The 17,770-nt window shown below is 61.0% G+C and carries 16 protein-coding genes; 9 read left to right on the top strand and 7 right to left on the bottom strand.

What is annotated here, in order from left to right:
* Positions 1–9: 9 nt before the first annotated feature.
* On the bottom strand, positions 10–1,017 hold the full coding sequence (locus tag ACFQDI_RS19025) for a lysophospholipid acyltransferase family protein (RefSeq protein ID WP_377169769.1): 1,008 nt from the start codon (positions 1,015–1,017) through the stop codon (positions 10–12).
* Positions 1,018–1,195: 178 nt separating this feature from the next.
* On the opposite strand from ACFQDI_RS19025, the gene ACFQDI_RS19020 reads away from it, so the two are divergent.
* Both ACFQDI_RS19020 and leuS read left to right on the top strand, forming a co-directional pair.
* Positions 1,196–2,197 carry a M20/M25/M40 family metallo-hydrolase gene (locus ACFQDI_RS19020; RefSeq protein WP_377169767.1) on the top strand — a complete coding sequence of 334 codons (1,002 nt, stop codon included), beginning with the start codon at positions 1,196–1,198 and terminating at the stop codon, positions 2,195–2,197.
* Between the two features lie 128 nt (positions 2,198–2,325).
* Positions 2,326–4,893 (top strand): leucine--tRNA ligase, encoded by a 2,568-nt coding sequence (leuS, locus tag ACFQDI_RS19015; protein ID WP_377169765.1) that lies wholly within the window; start codon positions 2,326–2,328, stop codon positions 4,891–4,893.
* A 31-nt stretch (positions 4,894–4,924) separates the two neighbouring features.
* On the opposite strand, the gene ACFQDI_RS19010 is transcribed toward leuS, so the two are convergent.
* A complete protein-coding gene (locus ACFQDI_RS19010) occupies positions 4,925–5,413 on the bottom strand; it encodes a hypothetical protein (protein WP_377169762.1) in 489 nt (162 codons plus the stop codon).
* A 381-nt stretch (positions 5,414–5,794) separates the two neighbouring features.
* Between ACFQDI_RS19010 and ACFQDI_RS19005 the strand changes: the two genes are divergently transcribed.
* The 3 genes from ACFQDI_RS19005 to ACFQDI_RS18995 all read left to right on the top strand — a co-directional run bounded on the left by ACFQDI_RS19005 (position 5,795) and on the right by ACFQDI_RS18995 (position 9,581).
* On the top strand, positions 5,795–6,775 hold the full coding sequence (locus ACFQDI_RS19005) for a glycosyltransferase family 4 protein (RefSeq protein ID WP_377169760.1): 981 nt from the start codon (positions 5,795–5,797) through the stop codon (positions 6,773–6,775).
* A 9-nt stretch (positions 6,776–6,784) separates the two neighbouring features.
* The gene (gene glgB / locus ACFQDI_RS19000; protein ID WP_377169758.1) at positions 6,785–8,956 is read left to right on the top strand and encodes a 1,4-alpha-glucan branching protein GlgB; all 2,172 of its coding nucleotides are present in this window, start codon (positions 6,785–6,787) and stop codon (positions 8,954–8,956) included.
* Positions 8,957–9,029: 73 nt separating this feature from the next.
* A complete protein-coding gene (locus ACFQDI_RS18995) occupies positions 9,030–9,581 on the top strand; it encodes a glutathione peroxidase (RefSeq protein ID WP_377169756.1) in 552 nt (183 codons plus the stop codon).
* Positions 9,582–9,685: 104 nt separating this feature from the next.
* Here ACFQDI_RS18995 and ACFQDI_RS18990 read toward each other — a convergent pair whose 3' ends face one another.
* The 4 genes from ACFQDI_RS18990 to purH all read right to left on the bottom strand — a co-directional run bounded on the left by ACFQDI_RS18990 (position 9,686) and on the right by purH (position 13,547).
* Positions 9,686–10,162 (bottom strand): hypothetical protein, encoded by a 477-nt coding sequence (locus ACFQDI_RS18990; RefSeq protein WP_377169754.1) that lies wholly within the window; start codon positions 10,160–10,162, stop codon positions 9,686–9,688.
* Positions 10,159–10,734, bottom strand: a complete 576-nt coding sequence (locus ACFQDI_RS18985) for an RNA polymerase sigma factor (RefSeq protein ID WP_377169752.1) — start codon at positions 10,732–10,734, stop codon at positions 10,159–10,161. The genes ACFQDI_RS18990 and ACFQDI_RS18985 overlap by 4 nt, the downstream gene beginning before the upstream one ends.
* An 85-nt stretch (positions 10,735–10,819) precedes the next feature.
* On the bottom strand, positions 10,820–11,773 hold the full coding sequence (gene lgt, locus ACFQDI_RS18980; RefSeq protein WP_377169750.1) for a prolipoprotein diacylglyceryl transferase: 954 nt from the start codon (positions 11,771–11,773) through the stop codon (positions 10,820–10,822).
* 235 nt (positions 11,774–12,008) lie between these two features.
* Complete coding sequence (gene purH, locus ACFQDI_RS18975) at positions 12,009–13,547, bottom strand: bifunctional phosphoribosylaminoimidazolecarboxamide formyltransferase/IMP cyclohydrolase (RefSeq protein ID WP_377169748.1); 1,539 nt, start codon at positions 13,545–13,547, stop codon at positions 12,009–12,011.
* 174 nt (positions 13,548–13,721) lie between these two features.
* Between purH and ACFQDI_RS18970 the strand changes: the two genes are divergently transcribed.
* Both ACFQDI_RS18970 and ACFQDI_RS18965 read left to right on the top strand, forming a co-directional pair.
* Positions 13,722–14,339: a hypothetical protein gene (locus tag ACFQDI_RS18970; protein WP_377169746.1), complete on the top strand. Its 618-nt coding sequence runs from the start codon at positions 13,722–13,724 to the stop codon at positions 14,337–14,339.
* Positions 14,340–14,359: 20 nt separating this feature from the next.
* Positions 14,360–14,893, top strand: coding sequence for a DUF3267 domain-containing protein (locus ACFQDI_RS18965; protein WP_377169744.1), 534 nt, complete (start codon positions 14,360–14,362; stop codon positions 14,891–14,893).
* A gap of 37 nt (positions 14,894–14,930) precedes the next feature.
* Here ACFQDI_RS18965 and ACFQDI_RS18960 read toward each other — a convergent pair whose 3' ends face one another.
* A complete protein-coding gene (locus ACFQDI_RS18960; protein WP_377169741.1) occupies positions 14,931–15,371 on the bottom strand; it encodes a hypothetical protein in 441 nt (146 codons plus the stop codon).
* Positions 15,372–15,736: 365 nt separating this feature from the next.
* Here ACFQDI_RS18960 and ACFQDI_RS18955 point away from each other — a divergent pair, with 365 nt between their 5' ends.
* Both ACFQDI_RS18955 and ACFQDI_RS18950 read left to right on the top strand, forming a co-directional pair.
* On the top strand, positions 15,737–16,810 hold the full coding sequence (locus tag ACFQDI_RS18955) for a Gfo/Idh/MocA family protein (RefSeq protein WP_377169739.1): 1,074 nt from the start codon (positions 15,737–15,739) through the stop codon (positions 16,808–16,810).
* 156 nt (positions 16,811–16,966) lie between these two features.
* The gene (locus tag ACFQDI_RS18950) at positions 16,967–17,575 is read left to right on the top strand and encodes a hypothetical protein (protein WP_377169737.1); all 609 of its coding nucleotides are present in this window, start codon (positions 16,967–16,969) and stop codon (positions 17,573–17,575) included.
* Positions 17,576–17,770 lie beyond the last annotated feature (195 nt).

Here is a 17,770-nt window from a genome sequence, read left to right as displayed (position 1 = left end):
CCAAGTCTTTCAGCCGACTGCGTGTGTGGTGGCAGGCGCTGCTTTCTGTCCCAGTAGCTCCGGGGGGATCATGCTGACCAGGGCCTCGGAAAAATTGGAGTAGAAAGGGTAGTCCGGGTGTGGCACGCCATGCTCGCCTACCGGCCGGTAGCGCCACTGCTTGTACATCCACAGCCAGCATTCCGGATGTTTGCGGATTTCCTCCTCAAAGCGGTTCCAGATGCGCTGCGTCAGCTCCCGGGTGTCATCTTCGGGCTTTGGCTCAAGGGCTTCACAGAGGCGTGCCTCGTAGCGGCCGTCTGGCAGCGGGCGGCACACGCCGGTGATGATGGGAAGGCCGAGCCGTTTGGCGAGTTCCACGTGCAGTGTGGGCACCGAAGTCCACATGCCGTAGCACTGGATCGCCGCGGCGGCCCTGCCGGGAGGGATGCTCAGGTCCGTGAGCAGCCCCGCGTGGCCCTGGCGCTTGAGAGCCTTGATCAGCTTGATCATGGCATTTTCCTGCGAGATGAAGGTGTGGCCGGACTGCTCGCGCAGTCTTTTAAACAGGTGCGTGATGGCCGGATTTTTAAAGTCCTGTGCCACGACGGTGAAGGGGAATCCGCGAAAGCCCCAGACCTGGCTGACGAGCTCAAAGTTGCCGTAGTGCGGCGTGACCCAGACGCCGCCGGTCTTGCGCGCCTTTAATTCGGAGGCCGTGTCGGTGATGATGTCGAAATGCTTCTGCCAGTTGCCTGCTGTGAGCTGCGGGGACCAGAACAGGTCCACAAACGTGCGTGCAAAGATCTGGTAGGAGCCACAGGCGATGCGCCACCTCTCGACCGGGGTGTACTGAGCGCCAAAGGCGCAGCGCAGATTGTCCAGCGCTGTGGCACGCCCTCGCTGGTCCAGCCAGAAGGCCAGCGTGCCGAGCACGCGGGAGAGCACCATGAGCACGTGGCGCGGCACCTGGGGCAGCAGCCAGACGGCGAGGTCCAGCAGCTTGATCTCAAGGGAATATCGAAGTTTCTTCACCATGAATTTAAAAGGAGGCCCTCCGTGTTACGACGGTGCATCGCCGCGTTCAACCTGAATAGCTGCTCTGTCGCGGCTGCAGCTACACGGCCAGGGTGGGTGATGGCGGCGGATTTGAATAAATATCAAAGCATCGTCACGTGGCATTTGGTGTTTGCGTATTTTCGCGTTACGATGGCTCATGCCATCCAACAGCCTCAACAACATTCTCAAGCGACTCCTCAAGCAGCCGACGGCTCCGTTTCACGAATACCATGTGCGTGCGGAAATCGAAGCCCTGCTCAAAGACTGCCCGAATGTGAAGCTGAAGCACGACAAGTTTGGCAACCTGCTGGCCACCTACAAAAACGGCAAATCCAAGAGCAAGCCCACCTGGGTGCTCGGTGCGCACATGGATCATCCTGCCTTCATCAAGCCCCCGGGCAGCAAGAAGCGTGACGAGTGGGATTTCCTCGGCGGTGTGGGCAAGCTCGAAGTCGAGGCCGGCGTGAAGCGCGGCCTGCGCAAGGTCAAAGGCCAGATCGCCACATGGAACTTTCCGGTGAACATCACCAACACCCGCATTGAAGCCACCGCCTGTGATGACATCATCGGCTGTGCGGCCATCGTGATGACCTTTCTCGAACTGGCGCGCCTGAACATCCAGACCACGGTGCATGCGGCATTCACCCGTGCGGAGGAGGTGGGCTGGCTCGGAGCCTGGCATCTCGCCCAGAACTGGCCCTTTGGCGAAGACAGCGTCTTCCTTTCCCTGGAAACCAGCCGCCCTGTCAACGGCGCGGTGATGGGCGGCGGCCCGATCCTGCGTGTGGGAGACCGTGTTTCCATTTTTGACAGCGAGGCCGTGGCCGTGCTGATGACCACCGCCAAGGAGCAGGGCATCCGCGTGCAGCGCTGCCTGCTGGATGCCGGTGCCTGCGAAGCCACTGCCACCCAGGCGGCAGGCGTCCGCAGCGCGGGCATCTCCATCCCGCTGGGCAACTACCACAACCTGAACGACTCCCGCCAGATCGCGCCGGAGTATGTGATGATGGACGATTTGAAGTCGCTGATCGACCTCCTCAAAGCCCTCGTCGCCACCAAGCACGACGGCATCGGCGAGCGCACCATCCGCGAACGCGTGGAACTGCGCCTGCAGGAGCATGCGGAGCATCTGAAGGCGGGATCGAAGCTTTTTAAGTAAGAGGGAAGACAGTACTCGTGAGCTTCAGCTCACTCGGGACTCGGGGGGGGAGCGTTCCCAGAATGAGCTAAAGCTCATAAGTACTTTATTTGACCGCTCACCGCTCCTCGCCTTCTTTCGCGCCCCCTATGAGCAGCGAACAGCGCAAAGCGTTTCCATTTTCCGAGTTTGAACCGAAGTGGCAGGACGTGTGGGAGGCCAAGAAGGCCTTCCGCACGCCGAACCCCGGCGATGCCGATTTCGACGCCTCGAAGCCGAAGTACTTCGTGCTCGACATGTTCCCGTATCCCAGCGGCGCGGGCCTGCATGTGGGGCACCCGGAGGGCTACACCGCCACGGACATCATCGGCCGTTTCAAGAAGATGTCCGGCTACAACGTGCTGCACCCCATGGGCTGGGACGCTTTTGGCCTGCCCGCCGAGCAGTATGCCATCAAGACCGGCACGCACCCGCGTGTGACCACCGAGAAGAACGTGGCCAACTTCACCAAGCAGCTCAAGAGCCTGGGCTTTGCCTATGACTGGGACCGCGAGGTGAACACCACCGACCCCGGCTACTTCAAGTGGACACAGTGGATCTTCCTGAAGCTGTACAATTCCTATGTGGGTGATGACGGCAAAGCGCGTCCGATTTCCGAACTGGAAGCCAAGGGGCTGAGCCGCGAGGAGATTGACTCCCGTCGTCTGGCTTATGTGTCCTCCGCCCCCGTGAACTGGTGCCCGGAGCTGGGCACGGTGCTGGCCAATGAAGAAGTGGTGGACGGCAAGAGCGAGGTCGGCGGCTTCCCCGTGGAGCGCCGCCCCATGCGCCAGTGGATGCTGCGCATCACCGCGTATGCCCAGCGCCTGATCGATGAACTGGACGGCCTGGACTGGCCGGAGAGCATCAAGCTGCTGCAGCGAAACTGGATCGGCCGCAGCGAAGGAGCCGAAGTGAAATTCAAAGTGGCGGGCAGCGAAGAGACGATCACCGTTTTCACCACCCGCCCGGACACCCTGTTTGGAGCCACCTACATGGTGCTGGCACCGGAGCATCGTCTGGTGGATCAACTGGTCTCAGAAGAGCAGGGGACGGCTGTCGAGCAGTACCGTGAGAAGGCCAGCCGCAAGAGCGACCTGGAGCGCACGGAACTGGCCAAGGAAAAGAGCGGCGTCTTCACTGGCGCGTATGCCATCAATCCCGTCAATGGCGAGCAGATCCCCATCTGGATCGCCGACTACGTGCTCATGGGCTACGGCACCGGAGCCATCATGGCCGTGCCCGCGCATGACGAGCGCGACTTTGAGTTCGCGCAGAAGTTTGAACTGCCGATCAAGCAGGTGGTGCAGCCGCCGGAAGGCAAGGACTGGCAGGGCTTCACTGAGCATGGAACTGCCGTGAACAGCGGCTTTCTCGATGGCCTGACCACCCCCGAAGCGAAAAAGAAAATAGCCGCCTGGCTGGAAGAAAAGGGCCTGGGCAAAGGCACGGTGAACTTCAAGCTGCGCGACTGGCTTTTCAGCCGCCAGCGTTACTGGGGCGAGCCCTTCCCGATCGTTTGGGAAGATGGCAACCACCGCAGCATTCCAGAAAGCGAACTCCCGCTGATGCCGCCGGATCTGGAAGACTTCAAGCCCACTGGCACACCCGAGCCGCCTCTCTCCAAAGCCAAGGAATGGGTGCAGTACTCCGCCACCGCCACGCGCGAGCTGAACACCATGCCGCAGTGGGCGGGCTCCTGCTGGTACTACCTGCGCTACTGCGATGCCAAAAACAGCGAGCGCTTTGTCGGCGAAGCCGCCGAGAAGTACTGGATGGGCGGCGGCAAGCCCGGCGGCGTGGATCTCTATGTGGGTGGCACCGAGCACGCCGTGCTGCACCTGCTGTATGCGCGCTTCTGGCACAAGGTGCTGTTTGATCTGGGCTATGTCAGCACGCCGGAACCCTTCCAGCGTCTGGTGAACCAGGGACTCATTCTGGGCGAAGACGGGCAGAAGATGTCCAAGTCCCGCGGCAACGTGGTGAATCCCGATGACGTTGTACGCGATTACGGCGCCGATGCGCTGCGCCTGTATGAGATGTTCATGGGCCCTCTGGAGCAGGTGAAGCCCTGGAGCATGAAGGGCGTGGAGGGCGTGTACCGCTTCCTGGCCCGCGTGTGGCGTCTGGTCATGGAAGTGGATGACGAGGGCGTGTGGAGCATGTCTGCCGCGCTGCAGGATGTGCCAGCCAACAAGCAACTCACCAAAGCGCTGCATGAGACCATCAAGAAGTGCGGCGAGGACATCGAGAAGCTCAGCTTCAACACCGCCATCAGCCAGATGATGGTGTGCACCAATGCCTTCACCGGCGCAGAAGTGAAACCTGCCGCTGCCATCGTGACCTTCCTCAAGGTGCTGAGCCCCTTCGCGCCGCATCTGGCGGAGGAGCTGAATGCGCGCATCGCCAGCAAGTTCCCGGCTTTGGCCGTGGACGGCCTGCTCAGCGATGCCGAATGGCCGAAGTACGATCCCGCCGCCCTCATTGAGGACGAGGTGGAGATCGTCTTCCAGGTGAATGGCAAACTGCGCGACAAAGCCCGCGTGCTCGTTCAGGCCACCAAGGAGGAGATCGAAAAGATCGCCCTGGCCAGCGCCCGCGTGCAGGAGTTCATGGAAGGCAAGCCGCCGAAGAAGATCATCGTCGTGCCCGGCAAGCTGGTGAACATCGTGGTGTGAGCCACAACTTCTTGCGTCAGCCGGGGCTGATTTACTTTTTCAGCCTCGGCTCGCCGATGCCCAGTTCCTTGAGCTGGGCACGCACGGCTTCCAGGTCGGGGGGCGAGACAAACAGCATGGTGAAGCCGCCGCTGGTGTTGCGGACAACGAATGCGGGCTGCAGGCCGTTTTTGACCTCGCTGTTGAGCTTGTCCTCCATGGCCTGCTCGGTAACCATGTACCAGCGGGAGTAGGGGCCGTTCAGCTTGAACTTGGTCAGAAAGATGGCGCGCGCCTGTGAGGCGGCTCCGTTGTACTCAAAGTAAATGATCTGCTCCCCTTTGCCGCGTCGCTCATCGACCTGGTCCCGCAGGGCGTCGTAGGACATCCACGGGGTGAAAAGTTTCTCGCGTTCCTTGCCCTTCGAGGACTCGACCTTGGAGGGGTAGGAGAGGCGAACCTCGTCCTTGGCGTTTGCCAGCATGAAATTTCCCCAGACAGTGAAAAGCACAATCCAAAAAGCGCGGTTAGTCATTTTCATAGCGGTGGATTTATAGGCTTTAATGCTGAAATTCGTCAAGTGTTATGCATGTAATATTTTAGGTATGCCATTGTGTTTGGTGGGATTTTCATCTTATGATCAGGGCGAATTATGGAGCCCAAGCAGAGCCGTCTTAACCCGATTCGGAGATGCATGACACATTGCGAGCCAATGGTTCGCATCAGCGATATTAAGCGCGGCGGCTTCTTTGGTCCGAGACTCTTGCTTAGAAACGCCTTAGTGTGAGGTTTTGTTTTATTTCGCAAGAGTTGATGGAGTGCTTTGACTGGGTTTGTCACAACCAAACCCATCAAAGCTGAAATAATGCTCGTCTATTAAGCGGGCTATAATATCCATGGCTCGTCCGCCTGCTTCCTCTTCATGCTGATCGCCATTCTTCACTACTCAAAACCTCCTGTCATCGGTGGAGTGGAACGCGTCATTGGCGAACAAGCTGCCGCTTTACGCCAGCTAGGCCATGAGGTGGAAATCCTGACGCGGGCGGAATGGCACATGGCCCCGTGGGACGCCGTCATCGTCCACAATGTCTTCACCATGCCCTTTGATCTCGCGTGGACGAAGCAGCTCATCGCGCTGACACGTTCACGCCCCGACATCCGCTGGATCAACTGGGTGCATGATGTCCGCTGGTGGGCCGAAGTCCCGCAGGCCATCCATGTGGCCGTTTCCGAGTTCAGGCGTCAGGATTATGCGACGGTGACACAGGAGCCCGTTCATGTCATCCCCAACGGCTGTGATTCGGCGGCTGTTCTGGGGCTCACTGATCGCGTGCGTGAACTGAATCTGGAGCACGAGTCGCTCGTGCTGCTGCAGCCCACACGCTTTGTGCGGCGGAAGAACATCGAGCTGGGCCTGCAGGTGCTGGCGGAGCTGCCCGGGGCTTTGTACATCGTCACCGCAGCTCCGGATCCGCACCAGTCCGACGGTGCAAAGTATTTCCGTGAGCTGAAGAAGCTGGCCAAAGACCTCGGTGTGATCAAACGGGTGTGCTTCATGGGTGAAAAAGCCCCGCTGACAGACAATGACGTGCGGAGTTTGTACCAAATGGCAGATCTGCTGTTTTTGCCGAGTACTCAGGAGGGCTATGGTCTTCCTTTGATCGAAGGTGCGCTGCATGGCGTGCCCGTGTTTTGCTCCTCCATTCCGGCTCATCGTGAAGTGGCGGTGGCTGCTGCTTTCTTTAAGCTTACCACCTCTCCCAAAACCCTGGCACGCAAGATCAAGTCAAACGCCGCTATGCAGGCGCGGCAGGCACGGCGCAGCATGATGGTGAGGCTCGCCTGGACACGAATTGTGAAGGAGATGCTAGAGCCGTTGCTTTCTGGGCGAAAGGCTCCATGAGTGGCATTGATGAGCCAATACTCCCCCAAAGCCGAGATCGAAGCCGTGCTGGCTGCCAGACATCCAAATGTGTTCGCCTTTCTCGGCGCGCATGAAGCAGGGGAGGGCCGGCAGGTGGTGCGCACCATGCAGCCTTACGCCAGGGAGGTGGCTGTCATCGTCGGGACGGAGCGTGTGGTGGCGGAAAAAGTGCACAAGGACGGCTACTTTGAAGCCATGACGCCACGGGGACTCTACGAACTGGAGATCACCTCCTCTGAGGGTGAGACCACGCGCCTGAGCGATCCCTATTCCTTCGGCCTTCTGCTCGGAGACCAGGACATGTACTATTTCCGTGAGGGGACGCACCAGCGCCTGTGGGATGTGCTTGGCGCAAGCCTGAAAACACTGCACGGGGTCGCCGGCTGCCAGTTTGCCGTGTGGGCGCCGAATGCGCAGCGCGTTTCCGTGGTTGGCGACTGGAACCGCTGGGATGGCCGCATGCACGTCATGCGCAAGCGCATCGAGGCCGGCATCTGGGAAATTTTCATCCCGGGCGTCACCGAGCTCACGCACTACAAGTTTGAGGTGGTGGATACCCACGGCCACATGTGCCTCAAGAGCGATCCCTTTGCTGTCTTTGCCCAGCATGGCACCCAGACCTCCAGCCTGGTCTTTGACATGGACCGCTACCGCTGGTCTGACAGCGAGTGGATGCAGGTGCGGGCGAAGCGCGATCTGTATCACTCACCCATGAGCGCCTATGAGGTGCATCTCGGCTCATGGAAGCGCAAGGCGGAGCAGGGGAACCGCTGGCTGTCCTACAAGGAGCTGGCGGACGATCTTATCCCCTATGTCAAAAACCTCGGCTTCACGCACCTGGAGATCATGGGCATCGCGGAGCATCCGTTTGACGGCTCCTGGGGCTACCAGGTCACCGGCTACTTCGCGCCGACCAGCCGCTTTGGGAATCCGGATGAGTTCCGTGAATTCGTGGACCGCTGCCATCAGGCCGGCATTGGGGTCATTCTCGACTGGGTGCCGGGGCACTTCCCCAAGGACTCGCACGGCCTGGCCAGGTTTGACGGCACCGCCTTGTATGAGCATGCAGATCCGCGCCTCGGCGAGCATCAGGACTGGGGCACGCTGATCTTCAATTACGGCCGCCACGAGGTGAAAAACTTCCTCATCTCAAACGCCCTCTACTGGCTGGAGCAGTTCCACATCGATGGACTGCGCGTGGATGCCGTGGCATCGATGCTTTACCTGGACTACTCACGCAATGCGGGTGAGTGGATCCCCAACCACCTGGGCGGGCGTGAAAACCTGGAGGCCATCGCCTTCATGCGCGAGCTGAACAGCGTGTGCTATGCCAAGCATCCTGGCACCACCATCATCGCCGAGGAGAGCACCGCATGGCCCGGAGTCTCCAAGCCCGTCAGCGGCGGCGGCCTCGGCTTTGGCTTCAAGTGGAACATGGGCTGGATGAACGACAGCCTGCGCTACATGGCCGAGGATCCCGTGCACCGGAAGTACCACCATGGCGAGGCCACCTTTGCCATGATCTACGCCTTTGATGAAAACTTCATCCTCGTGCTCAGCCACGATGAGGTGGTGCATGGCAAGGGCTCCCTGATCAACAAGATGCCCGGAGACCGCTGGCAGAAGTTTGCCAATCTGCGCATGTTCTTCTCCTGGATGTGGGCGCACCCCGGCAAAAAGCTGCTCTTCATGGGCGGCGAATTTGGCCAGTGGAACGAGTGGCGGCATGACGGCAGCCTGGACTGGCACCTCTTCCTTGGCGAGGAGCACAGCGGTCTGCAGCAGCTCGTCAAGGACCTCAACCACCTCTACACCAGCCGTCCTGCGCTGCATGAAAAAGACCACGAGCCCGGCGGCTTCCACTGGCTGGATGCCAATGATGCGGACAACAGCATTTTTGCCTTTGTGCGCTCAGCAGCCGATGGCGACAGGGTGACCGTCCTGGTGAATGCCACCCCCGTGTGCCGCAAAGACTACCGCGTGGGCGTCTCCGAAGCGGGCAGCTACCGCGAGCTCCTCAACAGCGACGCCCCCGCCTATGCCGGCTCCGGCGTCAGCGCTGGCGCAGGCTTCCAGGCGCAGCAGGTGCCCTGGCAGGGGCAGCCGTGGAGCATCGTCGTCGATCTCCCCCCGCTCGCCACGCTCGTGCTGGGCAGGTAAGGGCGCGGCAGCCGGTCGGTGGGAAGCGATTGTTGCAAAGAGGTGCGCGGGTTGGCGCGTTGGTTGTCGTCCCATGAAACTGCTCACGCTTGCCTCCTCCCTTCTTTTCGCTGCCGCACTCTGTGCTGCTGACGCCCCGAAATCCGTCTATGATGTGCCGCTGAAGGACATCGACGGCAAAGACACCTCCCTGAAAACCTACCAGGGCAAGGTGATGCTGATCGTCAACGTCGCATCCAAGTGCGGCAACACACCGCAGTATAAGCAGCTCGAGGCCCTGAACCAGGAGTTCAAGAAGGACGGCCTGGCCGTGCTTGGTTTCCCCTGCAATGACTTCGGCGGGCAGGAGCCCGGCACCAATGAGGACATCAAGCAGTTCTGCTCGCTCAAGTACAAGGTGACCTTCCCGATGTTTGACAAGGTGGCCGTTAAGGGTCCCAACAAGTGCGAGCTCTACCAGGTGCTCAGCGGACCGGCCTCTCCTTTCCCAGGCGATGTGAAATGGAACTTCGGCAAATTCCTCGTCGGCAAGGATGGCAAGATCCTCAAGCGCTTCGAGCCCAAGGTGCAGCCGGACTCCCCGGAGGTCATGACGGCGATCAAGGAAGCTCTGGCTGCGAAGTAATTCGTCGAGACATCCCTGCTCAAACAAAAACGGCGCTGGCTTCATCAGCCGGCGCCGCTTTCGTTTTCAGGCAAGGTTTGAAAGACTCCCGGGCCCTAAGCCTCCTATTTGTAGGAGACGGGCAGGAGCTGCCGCTGGCTGGGGATCTCCATGGTCAGCTGCGTGCCGTAGCGGGGATCGACCCACGTGCCGAGCTCGCGGGAGACGACGAGGGCGTGTTTCTCGGACGCACGGTCATGGTCAGCGCGTGAGGCACCGGCTGCGGAGTCATCCCATTCACGGATGGTGGTGCCGGTGAGCACGACGGGCTTGGTGGGAGTGACAGCGGCCAGCGCCTGGGCGCCCGGCTGCTGGGGCAGGTGGCTCATCACGGCGATGGCGGCCGCGGCCCCCATGGCGGCCCAGCCGGCAGACATGATCCAGCGTGGCAGGGCCTGCGGTTTGCGGCGGCTGGTGCTGAGCCAGCTCATGTCCAGTTTCAGTTCTTCATCGACCCGCTGCGCCAGGGAGCGGGAGGCGGGTGCCGGGGCAAGGCCGCGCAGCAGGTTTTCGAGTTGGGTGTCGTTTGGGTCGTTGTTCATGACATAGCCTCTCTGGTTGATGGGAAGGGTAGGATGTTGATGGCGGGAGATGCGGATTCGCCGAGGAGGTCGGCACGCAGGTGGCCGAGCTTCTTGTGCAGCGCCTGCAGCGCGTAGCGGTAACGGCCTGCGATGGTGTTGATCGAGCCGCCGGTCAGCGCGGCGATTTCATTGAAGGTGAGATCGCCCCAGAGCTTGAGCGTGACGACTTCGCGCTGGTCTTCGGGCAGGGACTGCAGGGCTTTTTCGACGATGGCCGCCGTCTCCTTCTGCTCGGGGCGGGGGTCAAAGACGGGGGCGTTTTCACCGGCCACGGCGAGGTCTGACTTGGCTTCACGGTTGACCCTGCGGTGGTCGGAGCGGCGCTGGTCCAGCGCGATGGTGCGCACGGCTGCGTAAAGCAGCGGAATGTGGGCGGCATCTCCCTCTGGAAACCGCCGCCACCAGCGCACAAACGCCTGCTGGACGACGTCTTCAGCGTCGGCCTTGGCGTCCACGAGCTGACGTGCGTACATCACCAGCTGCGGGGCCAGTTGGTCAAAGGTTTGTTTCCAGTCAAAAGAGGCTTCCATGCGGGGGCAGGGGGGTATATCACACAATATACACCCTGCCTAACGCCTCAAGGCCCGGCTTTTGTATGCAGAACCCGCGAAAAAATCAGGCCTTGGCCTCGGCACGCCCGGGCGGGCTTTTGCCCCAGATCAGGCCGTAGCCGATGAACAGCCCGCCGACGATGAACATGAAGGTGGAGTAAAACTGCCCCTTGGTCAGCCCCATGATCATGTCGGAGCCGCTGTCCGGCTGCCGCACATACTCCAGCGCGATGCGGGCGATGGCATACAGGATGAAGAACAGCCCGGCAATGATGCCCTGGCGCAGCCGTGGAAAGCGCAGACGCAGGAAGATCAGGATGGCGCTGAGCAGCAGGCCTTCGCCCAGCGCCTCATAGAGCTGGGAGGGATGGCGCGGGTGCAGGATGTCCTCCAGGGGGGGGAGGCGGTCGCTGTGCTGCTTGAAGTAGGCGATGATGTCCGGGCTGTGCTGCAGGCCGTTCTGCCAGACCTCGTCCCTCAAGGCCGGATCTCCGCCCTGCTTGACGAAATCCTCATGCAGCAGCTCCGTGGGAAACTTCATCGCCCATTTGTGCGTGGTCACGCGGCCAAAGAGCTCGCCATTGATGAAATTGGCGATGCGTCCCAAAAACACCCCCAGCGGCGCACCGCAGACGATGGAGTCGCCGATGCCCGCCCACGAGATCTTGTGCTTCCAGGCATACCAGCCGCAGAAGAGGGTGACGCCCGCGATGCCTCCGTGGCTGGCCATGCCGCCCTGCCAGAGCATGAAGAGCGTCCACGGGGCATGGATGAACTCGTCGAAATTATACAGCAGCATGAAGCCCAGCCGGCCACCCAGGACGAGCCCGAAGACCGCCACCAGGGTGATGAAATCGGCCACCGCCTCCGGCTTGATCTCAGAAAGCCCGCGCCTGCCGAGGTAGTGCATCACGCGATAGGTCAGGTAAAAGCCCAGCACATACGCAAGGCCATACCAGCGTATGGGCGTGTGAAACACAAACGGGCCGAGGTCGTGCATGTAGTAGCCTAGAAGCATGCGCTAGGCATTGAGCGGGAGTGGCGTGGACTCAAGAGGCAAATGGGGAAGAAAATGGCGGTCTCCCCCCCCGGTGCGCGTCTCTTTCCTCATCCGAATGGGGAAAGCTGCGGCCGACGCTTTCAGGAGACCCGTCACAAAAGAAAAGGCTGCTGATTGTCAGGAAATCCTAACGATCAACAGCCGTTAACATGCAGAGCCTGAGGGCTCTAACACCTCATTTCACGCGCAGCTCTTAGTGCAGGAAGTGGCGCACACCGGTGAAGCACATGGCCATTTTGCGCTCGTCCGCAGCGGCGATGACCTCGGCGTCCTTGACGGAGCCGCCGGGCTGGATAGCGGCGGTGGCACCGGCATCCGCAGCAGCGATCAGGCCGTCAGGGAAGGGGAACATGGCGTCTGAGGCGACGATGCTGCCTTTGAGGCTCAGGCCGGCCTCGCCTGCCTTCCACACCGCGATGCGGCAGGAGTCCACACGGCTCATCTGGCCCGCGCCGATGGCGAGTGTGCGGTCGTGGGAGGCGAAGACGATGGCGTTGGACTTCACGTGCTTCACCACACGCCAGCCGAAGCGCATGGCCTCCAGCTCGTCGCGGGTCGGTGGGCGCACGGTTTTCACCTTCGTTTCCAGGTCGTCCAGACCCAAGGCGCGGGAGTCGCTGTCCATCACCATCACGCCGCCAGGGGCGGAGCGGATGATGGGCTCTGCCAGAGCCTCGGCCACGCCGGGCAGCATCTGGATGAGGCGCAGGTTCTTTTTCTTCTGCAGCAGCGCGCGGGCGTCGGCATCGAAGTCCGGGGCGATGATGACATCGGTGAAGATCTCCGAGATGATGCGGGCCAGACCGAGCGTCATGCTGCGGTTCACCACGATCACGCCACCAAAGGGTGCCTGCTTGTCGGTTTCAAAGGCCTTCTGCCAGGCCTCGCGCAGATCTTCATCCGCGCAGCCCACGCCGCAGGGGTTGGTGTGCTTGAGGATGGCCACGGTGGGGCGGCGGAACTCCAGGGCGATCTCGGCGGCGGCCTGGATGTCGAGCACGTTGGTGTAGCTGAGGTCCTTGCCGTGCAGCTTCACAAAGTAGTCGCCAAAGTTGCCGTAGAGCGAGGTCTTCTGGTGCGGGTTGTCACCGTAGCGCAGCTCCGAGTAGAGGGGCAGGCTGAGGTTGAAGGTCTTCTGCGTGGTCTGCTCCTTGTTCAGGTAGGCGGCGATGGCGGTGTCATACGCGCCCGTGCGCTGGAAGACCTTGCAGGCCAGGCGCTCGCGGGTGCCCAGGGTGGTGTCTCCGTCGTGCTCCTTCATTTCAGCCAGCACCACGGCGTAGTCGGCGGGGTCGGTGATCACCGTGACCCAGCGGTGGTTTTTGGCGGCGGAGCGCAGCATGGACGGGCCGCCGATGTCGATGTTTTCGATGGCCTCCTCCAGTGTCACGTCCTTCTTGGCGATGGTCTGCTCAAAGGGGTAGAGATTGACCACGACGAGGTCGATGCAGGGGATGTCGTGCTTCTGGGCGTTCTTCTTGTCCTCCTCGTTGTCGCGGCGCTGCAGCAGGCCGCCGTGGACCTTGGGGTGCAGGGTCTTCACGCGGCCGTCAAACATTTCGGGAAAGCCGGTGTGGTCAGACACATCCGTGACCGTGAGGCCGCCGTCCTTCAGATGCTTCGAGGTGCCGCCGGTGGAGAGCAGCTCCACCCCGAGCGCCGCCAGTCCTTTGGCGAAGTCGAGAAGGCCGGTTTTGTCGGAAACAGAGAGCAGAGCGCGTGCGATGGGCATGTGTTTGTGTCTTGGGAAGTAAGTTCGGGGCCAAGGAGTAAAGGGAGAAATCCGGGGGTGCCAAGCGCAATTCACGAGCCGTTCTTGTGCCGTGTTCATGGGTTTTTTCTCGTAGCGGAAATTGCTTGTGGTTTTAGCTGCCTCCTGAAAAGATCTAATCCATTGATTTAAACCATGAGCGAAAAGCCGCTGCCGCCACCGATCATTCCCCCTGCCGCTCCCAGAGTCAGACCCCAATCTCCTCCGGCACCGTATCAGATGGCGGTCGTGTCTGATGATGCATCAGCAAAGCCTCGGCCGACCTCCTGTGCCCAGTGTGGCTCCGCTCATCTCAGCACCCTGACGCAGCTGCCCGTCTGCGAGTCCTGCCGCCTGGCGCTGGTGCGGTTTCCATTCCCGATGTGGGTCAAGCTGGCCGCCGCCTTTGTGACGCTGATGGTCGTGGTGTCGCTGGCAGTCTCACAGGAGCGTTTCACCGACGCCTACGACACTGTGCGGGCGGAGAAAATGGTGGCACTGCAGCGCTGGGAGGATGCCTTTCAGAGTTATGGCAGGCTTTTCAAGACCCACCAAGACGCTGAAACCACGGTCCTCTATGCGGAGTCCGCCATGGGCAGCCATCACTACCAGGAAGCCGCCGAGGCCGTAAGCAGCCTCACCGGCAAATACATCCCCGAGTACCTGCATCACCGTGCCACTGTCGTGGTGGACGATCTCGACCGTCTGGCGCAGGAGCATGAGCGGCGCATGACGCCGGATGGCAAACCCAAAATTCCTTACCGGCCAGAGTAGCTCCGTGCCGCCCAGCTCCTATGATCATCATTCCCGGATTCATCATCTCGCTGCTCACCTTTCCTGGTGTCATCGTGCACGAGGCGGCGCATCAGCTCATGTGCCGCCTGACCAACACACCGGTGCTGAACGTGTGCTACTTCCAGACGGGCACCCCGGCTGGGTTTGTGGTACATGACAAACCCTCCTCGGGATGGCGGCATTTCTTCATCGCCGTCGCGCCGTTTCTCATCAACTCGGTCATCGGCTGTCTCATCTGCCTGCCTGTGGCGCTGGCACTGGCCGCCGGGGCCAGCTTGGAGCCGGTGGATTTTCTGCTCGGGTGGCTGGGTGTCTCCGTGGGAATGCATGCCTTTCCCAGCACCGGGGACGCCTCCAGCCTCTGGGCGGCCATGAAAGAAGATCGCACCCCTTGGCATCTTAAGCTCGTGGGCTTTCCCGTTGTGCTCATCATCTATGTCGGTGCCGGACTCTCCGTAGTATGGTTTGACGCCATCTATGCGTGGCTGATCTGCTTTGCCCTGCCGCACAGCTTTATTGAGCTGCTGGTCTAGCCGTGCCAACCACGGACCTTCCTTTGAGCTCGCTCCCTCACTGCGGCCCCGCCTTCGGCACAAACGGCGGGTAAAACTTCCGCGCTCCAAACTCCATGTAACGGTTTTCGCCGGACTTCAGATAGACGGGCAGGGGACCCTTGTCCGCAGCCCCCTCGGGCTGGTAGATGAAGTGCTGGCCCGTCGCATCCAGACCCAGTTTCATCATCGTCGCATCATCCCGTTCCACGGCCTCCTCGCTGCGGCGGTACAGCCCCTCTTCCTGACCGGCGTAGCGCAGATTGGGCTCGTAGCGGTCGTCCTTGCCCAGCGGGCGGGTGTAGTACTTCGTGTCTCCCAGTGCGGTCGGGTACTCCGTCCACTCATAAGCCGCCGGGTGCAGGTGGATGCGCCAGCTCAGCACCACCAGCGACGCCAGCAGCACCGCCCAGCCGAGCAGCATTCGCCCGGGGGTGTCGCGGATTTCATTGGCGGCCATGGGCAGGCATCAAAGCCGGAAAAGCCCCCGGTGAAAAGGGATAAATCTGTGCTGCAACCGCCTCAATCCCAACGCGAATATCCACGAATGACCACCCATGGCACCGGGCGGATTCTGATTCGCGGCTATTCGCGAATATTCCTCTTCAGTCGCGTTTAAAGAAGACTCTCTTTTGAGATAAAAATCATTGGTTTTGAATGTTTTCTCTGCGTTTTTCCAATCTCTGCGGTGTTAAACTCCGACCCTGACGCCGCCATGCACCGCCCGGCCCGCTGCATGAATCCCACGCCGCCGGCCGTACTCTCGGGCTTGTCATCGGCGCCCCTCTCGGCTTCGATGGCCCGTTCCTTTTCCCGACCCCTCCTATGAGCAAAAAATGGCGCATCGCCGGCATCAATTTCGATCACTTCCACATGGGCGACCTCCTGCGCCAGACCTCCGAGCATCCGAACGCCGAGATCGTGGGCATCTGCGATGAAAAGCCCGAGCGCCTCGTCGATGCCACGCGCAATTTCAGCCTCACGCCCGCGCAGGTCTTCACCGACCACCGCGCCTGCATGGAGCAGACCAAGCCGGACATCGTCGTGCTGTGTCCCGCCGCCTCCTGCCATGGCGACTGGGTTGCCAAGATCGCGCCCTACGGCACCCACATCATCATGGAGAAACCCTTTGCCGGATCGCTGGCCGAGGCCGATGCCATGATCGCCGCCATGCAGCCGCACGGCAAGCTGCTCGCCGTGAACTGGCCGCTGGTGTGGGATGCAGGGCAGCAGACCGCGCACCGGCTCATTCAGGAAGGCCTCATCGGTGAAGTGCGCGAATTCCACCACCACGGCGGCAATCGCGGCCCGCTGTACCACGGCGCCGACAAGATCGAAAAAGAGCCCAGCGCCGCCGAAAAAGCCGCGAGCTGGTTTTACAGCCAGGCGCAGGGAGGGGGCTCGCTGCTCGACTACATGGGCTACGGCACCACGCTCGGCACCTGGCACCTGGGCGGGCAGGTCCCACTGGAAGTCACCTGCGCCTGGAACCAGCCCGAGGGCCTGGAGGTGGACGAGCACGCCGTGGCCATCATCCGTTACAGCCTCGGCCTCAGCAAAAGCGAAACCCGCTGGGGCACCTTTACCGATCCCTGGACCCACCAGCCCCAGCCCAAGTGCGGCTTCGTCCTCAAAGGCACCGACGGCACGATTTCTTGCTACGACTACGAACCCACCGTCCGCGTGCAGACCCGCGCCCGGCCCGAGGGCTACGAAATCCCGGTCGATCCCGTCCAGTCGCCGAACCGCAACCCCATCGAAAACGTCATCCACCACCTGGAAACCGGCGCCCCCTTGATCGGCCCGCTCCGCCTCGACATCTCCCGCATCGGCCAGCAGATCGTCGATACCGCGTTCCGGAGCGCCCAGGAGAAACGGACGCTGAAGCTGGTGGGGTAGGAGCGGAGCAGGGAGCGCCCACCACAGGGCTTTTGCCTGGCTGGGAGCCAGTTCGGAAGCCCTCCAGAGACTCAATTATTAACTACCAACAATCAATGTAATGTAAAATATATAGGTGTCGGGTCCGGTTCATTGGTGTGTTAGAGTCCCCGGCACATGGACGCCGACGAACTACGAGAGCAAATCAAGGCTTCGAACCGCAGAGTCGGACTGAGCTTCGACGAAGCAGCCGAGACGACGGTCTTCTCTTCCGAATTGCTGGATCAATATCTCTCATTGGAGTACGGAGACCATGGAGTGGCGGCTTTCCGGATCGAGGCGTTTCTGACCGCAGCCAAGAACCGCCCTATCAAGGCCTCCGTCCTGACCTCAATCGCCGATGCGCTGCGCCAAAGAATCGCGGAAGGTTTGAAGCTGAGCAGCAGTGATCTTCAAATGGGATTGGCTCTGGCGGCAGCCGGCCATTTCAAACGAGACGACATGGCTTCGCTCGTTCAGGCAATGAAAGGTGTGAATGACTTTGCGGTCGCTTCTGCCGCCGCAGCCCTTTTGCCAATCATCGGGCCAGATTTCATCCAGGACTACCTCGTCTCGACTGAACTCTTTGAGACCGGTGGGATGGGTGGTCCCCAGCGGCCGCTGATCCAAGAAATGGCCTCGGAGGCCATGCGCGATTTCAAGCACCAAAAGGCATTGAAGAGTGATTGCGGGAGTTTTGGGTGGTTGCGCCGGATCTGTCGTGCATTCTTCCCTCCCGGAGGCTGAGGAAGTCTGAAAGCTCACTAAAGGATGCCTGATATTGAGTGCGCATCCACTTCTCGAAAAAGATGCCAGGCATGAATGGCACTTGATTAAGCCGCCTTTCGATACTTGTCGCGGTGGGGGATTTCCTGAAACTCGCGGCGCGGCTGCGTCAGCAGCTGATGGGTTTTGGGGCGTCGTTTCTTGGCCCTGGGTTCG

The organism is Prosthecobacter fluviatilis (assembly GCF_042655725.1).
In the GTDB taxonomy this organism is placed as follows: domain Bacteria; phylum Verrucomicrobiota; class Verrucomicrobiia; order Verrucomicrobiales; family Verrucomicrobiaceae; genus Prosthecobacter; species Prosthecobacter fluviatilis.
This window is presented reverse-complemented; position numbering and strand designations above follow the sequence as displayed.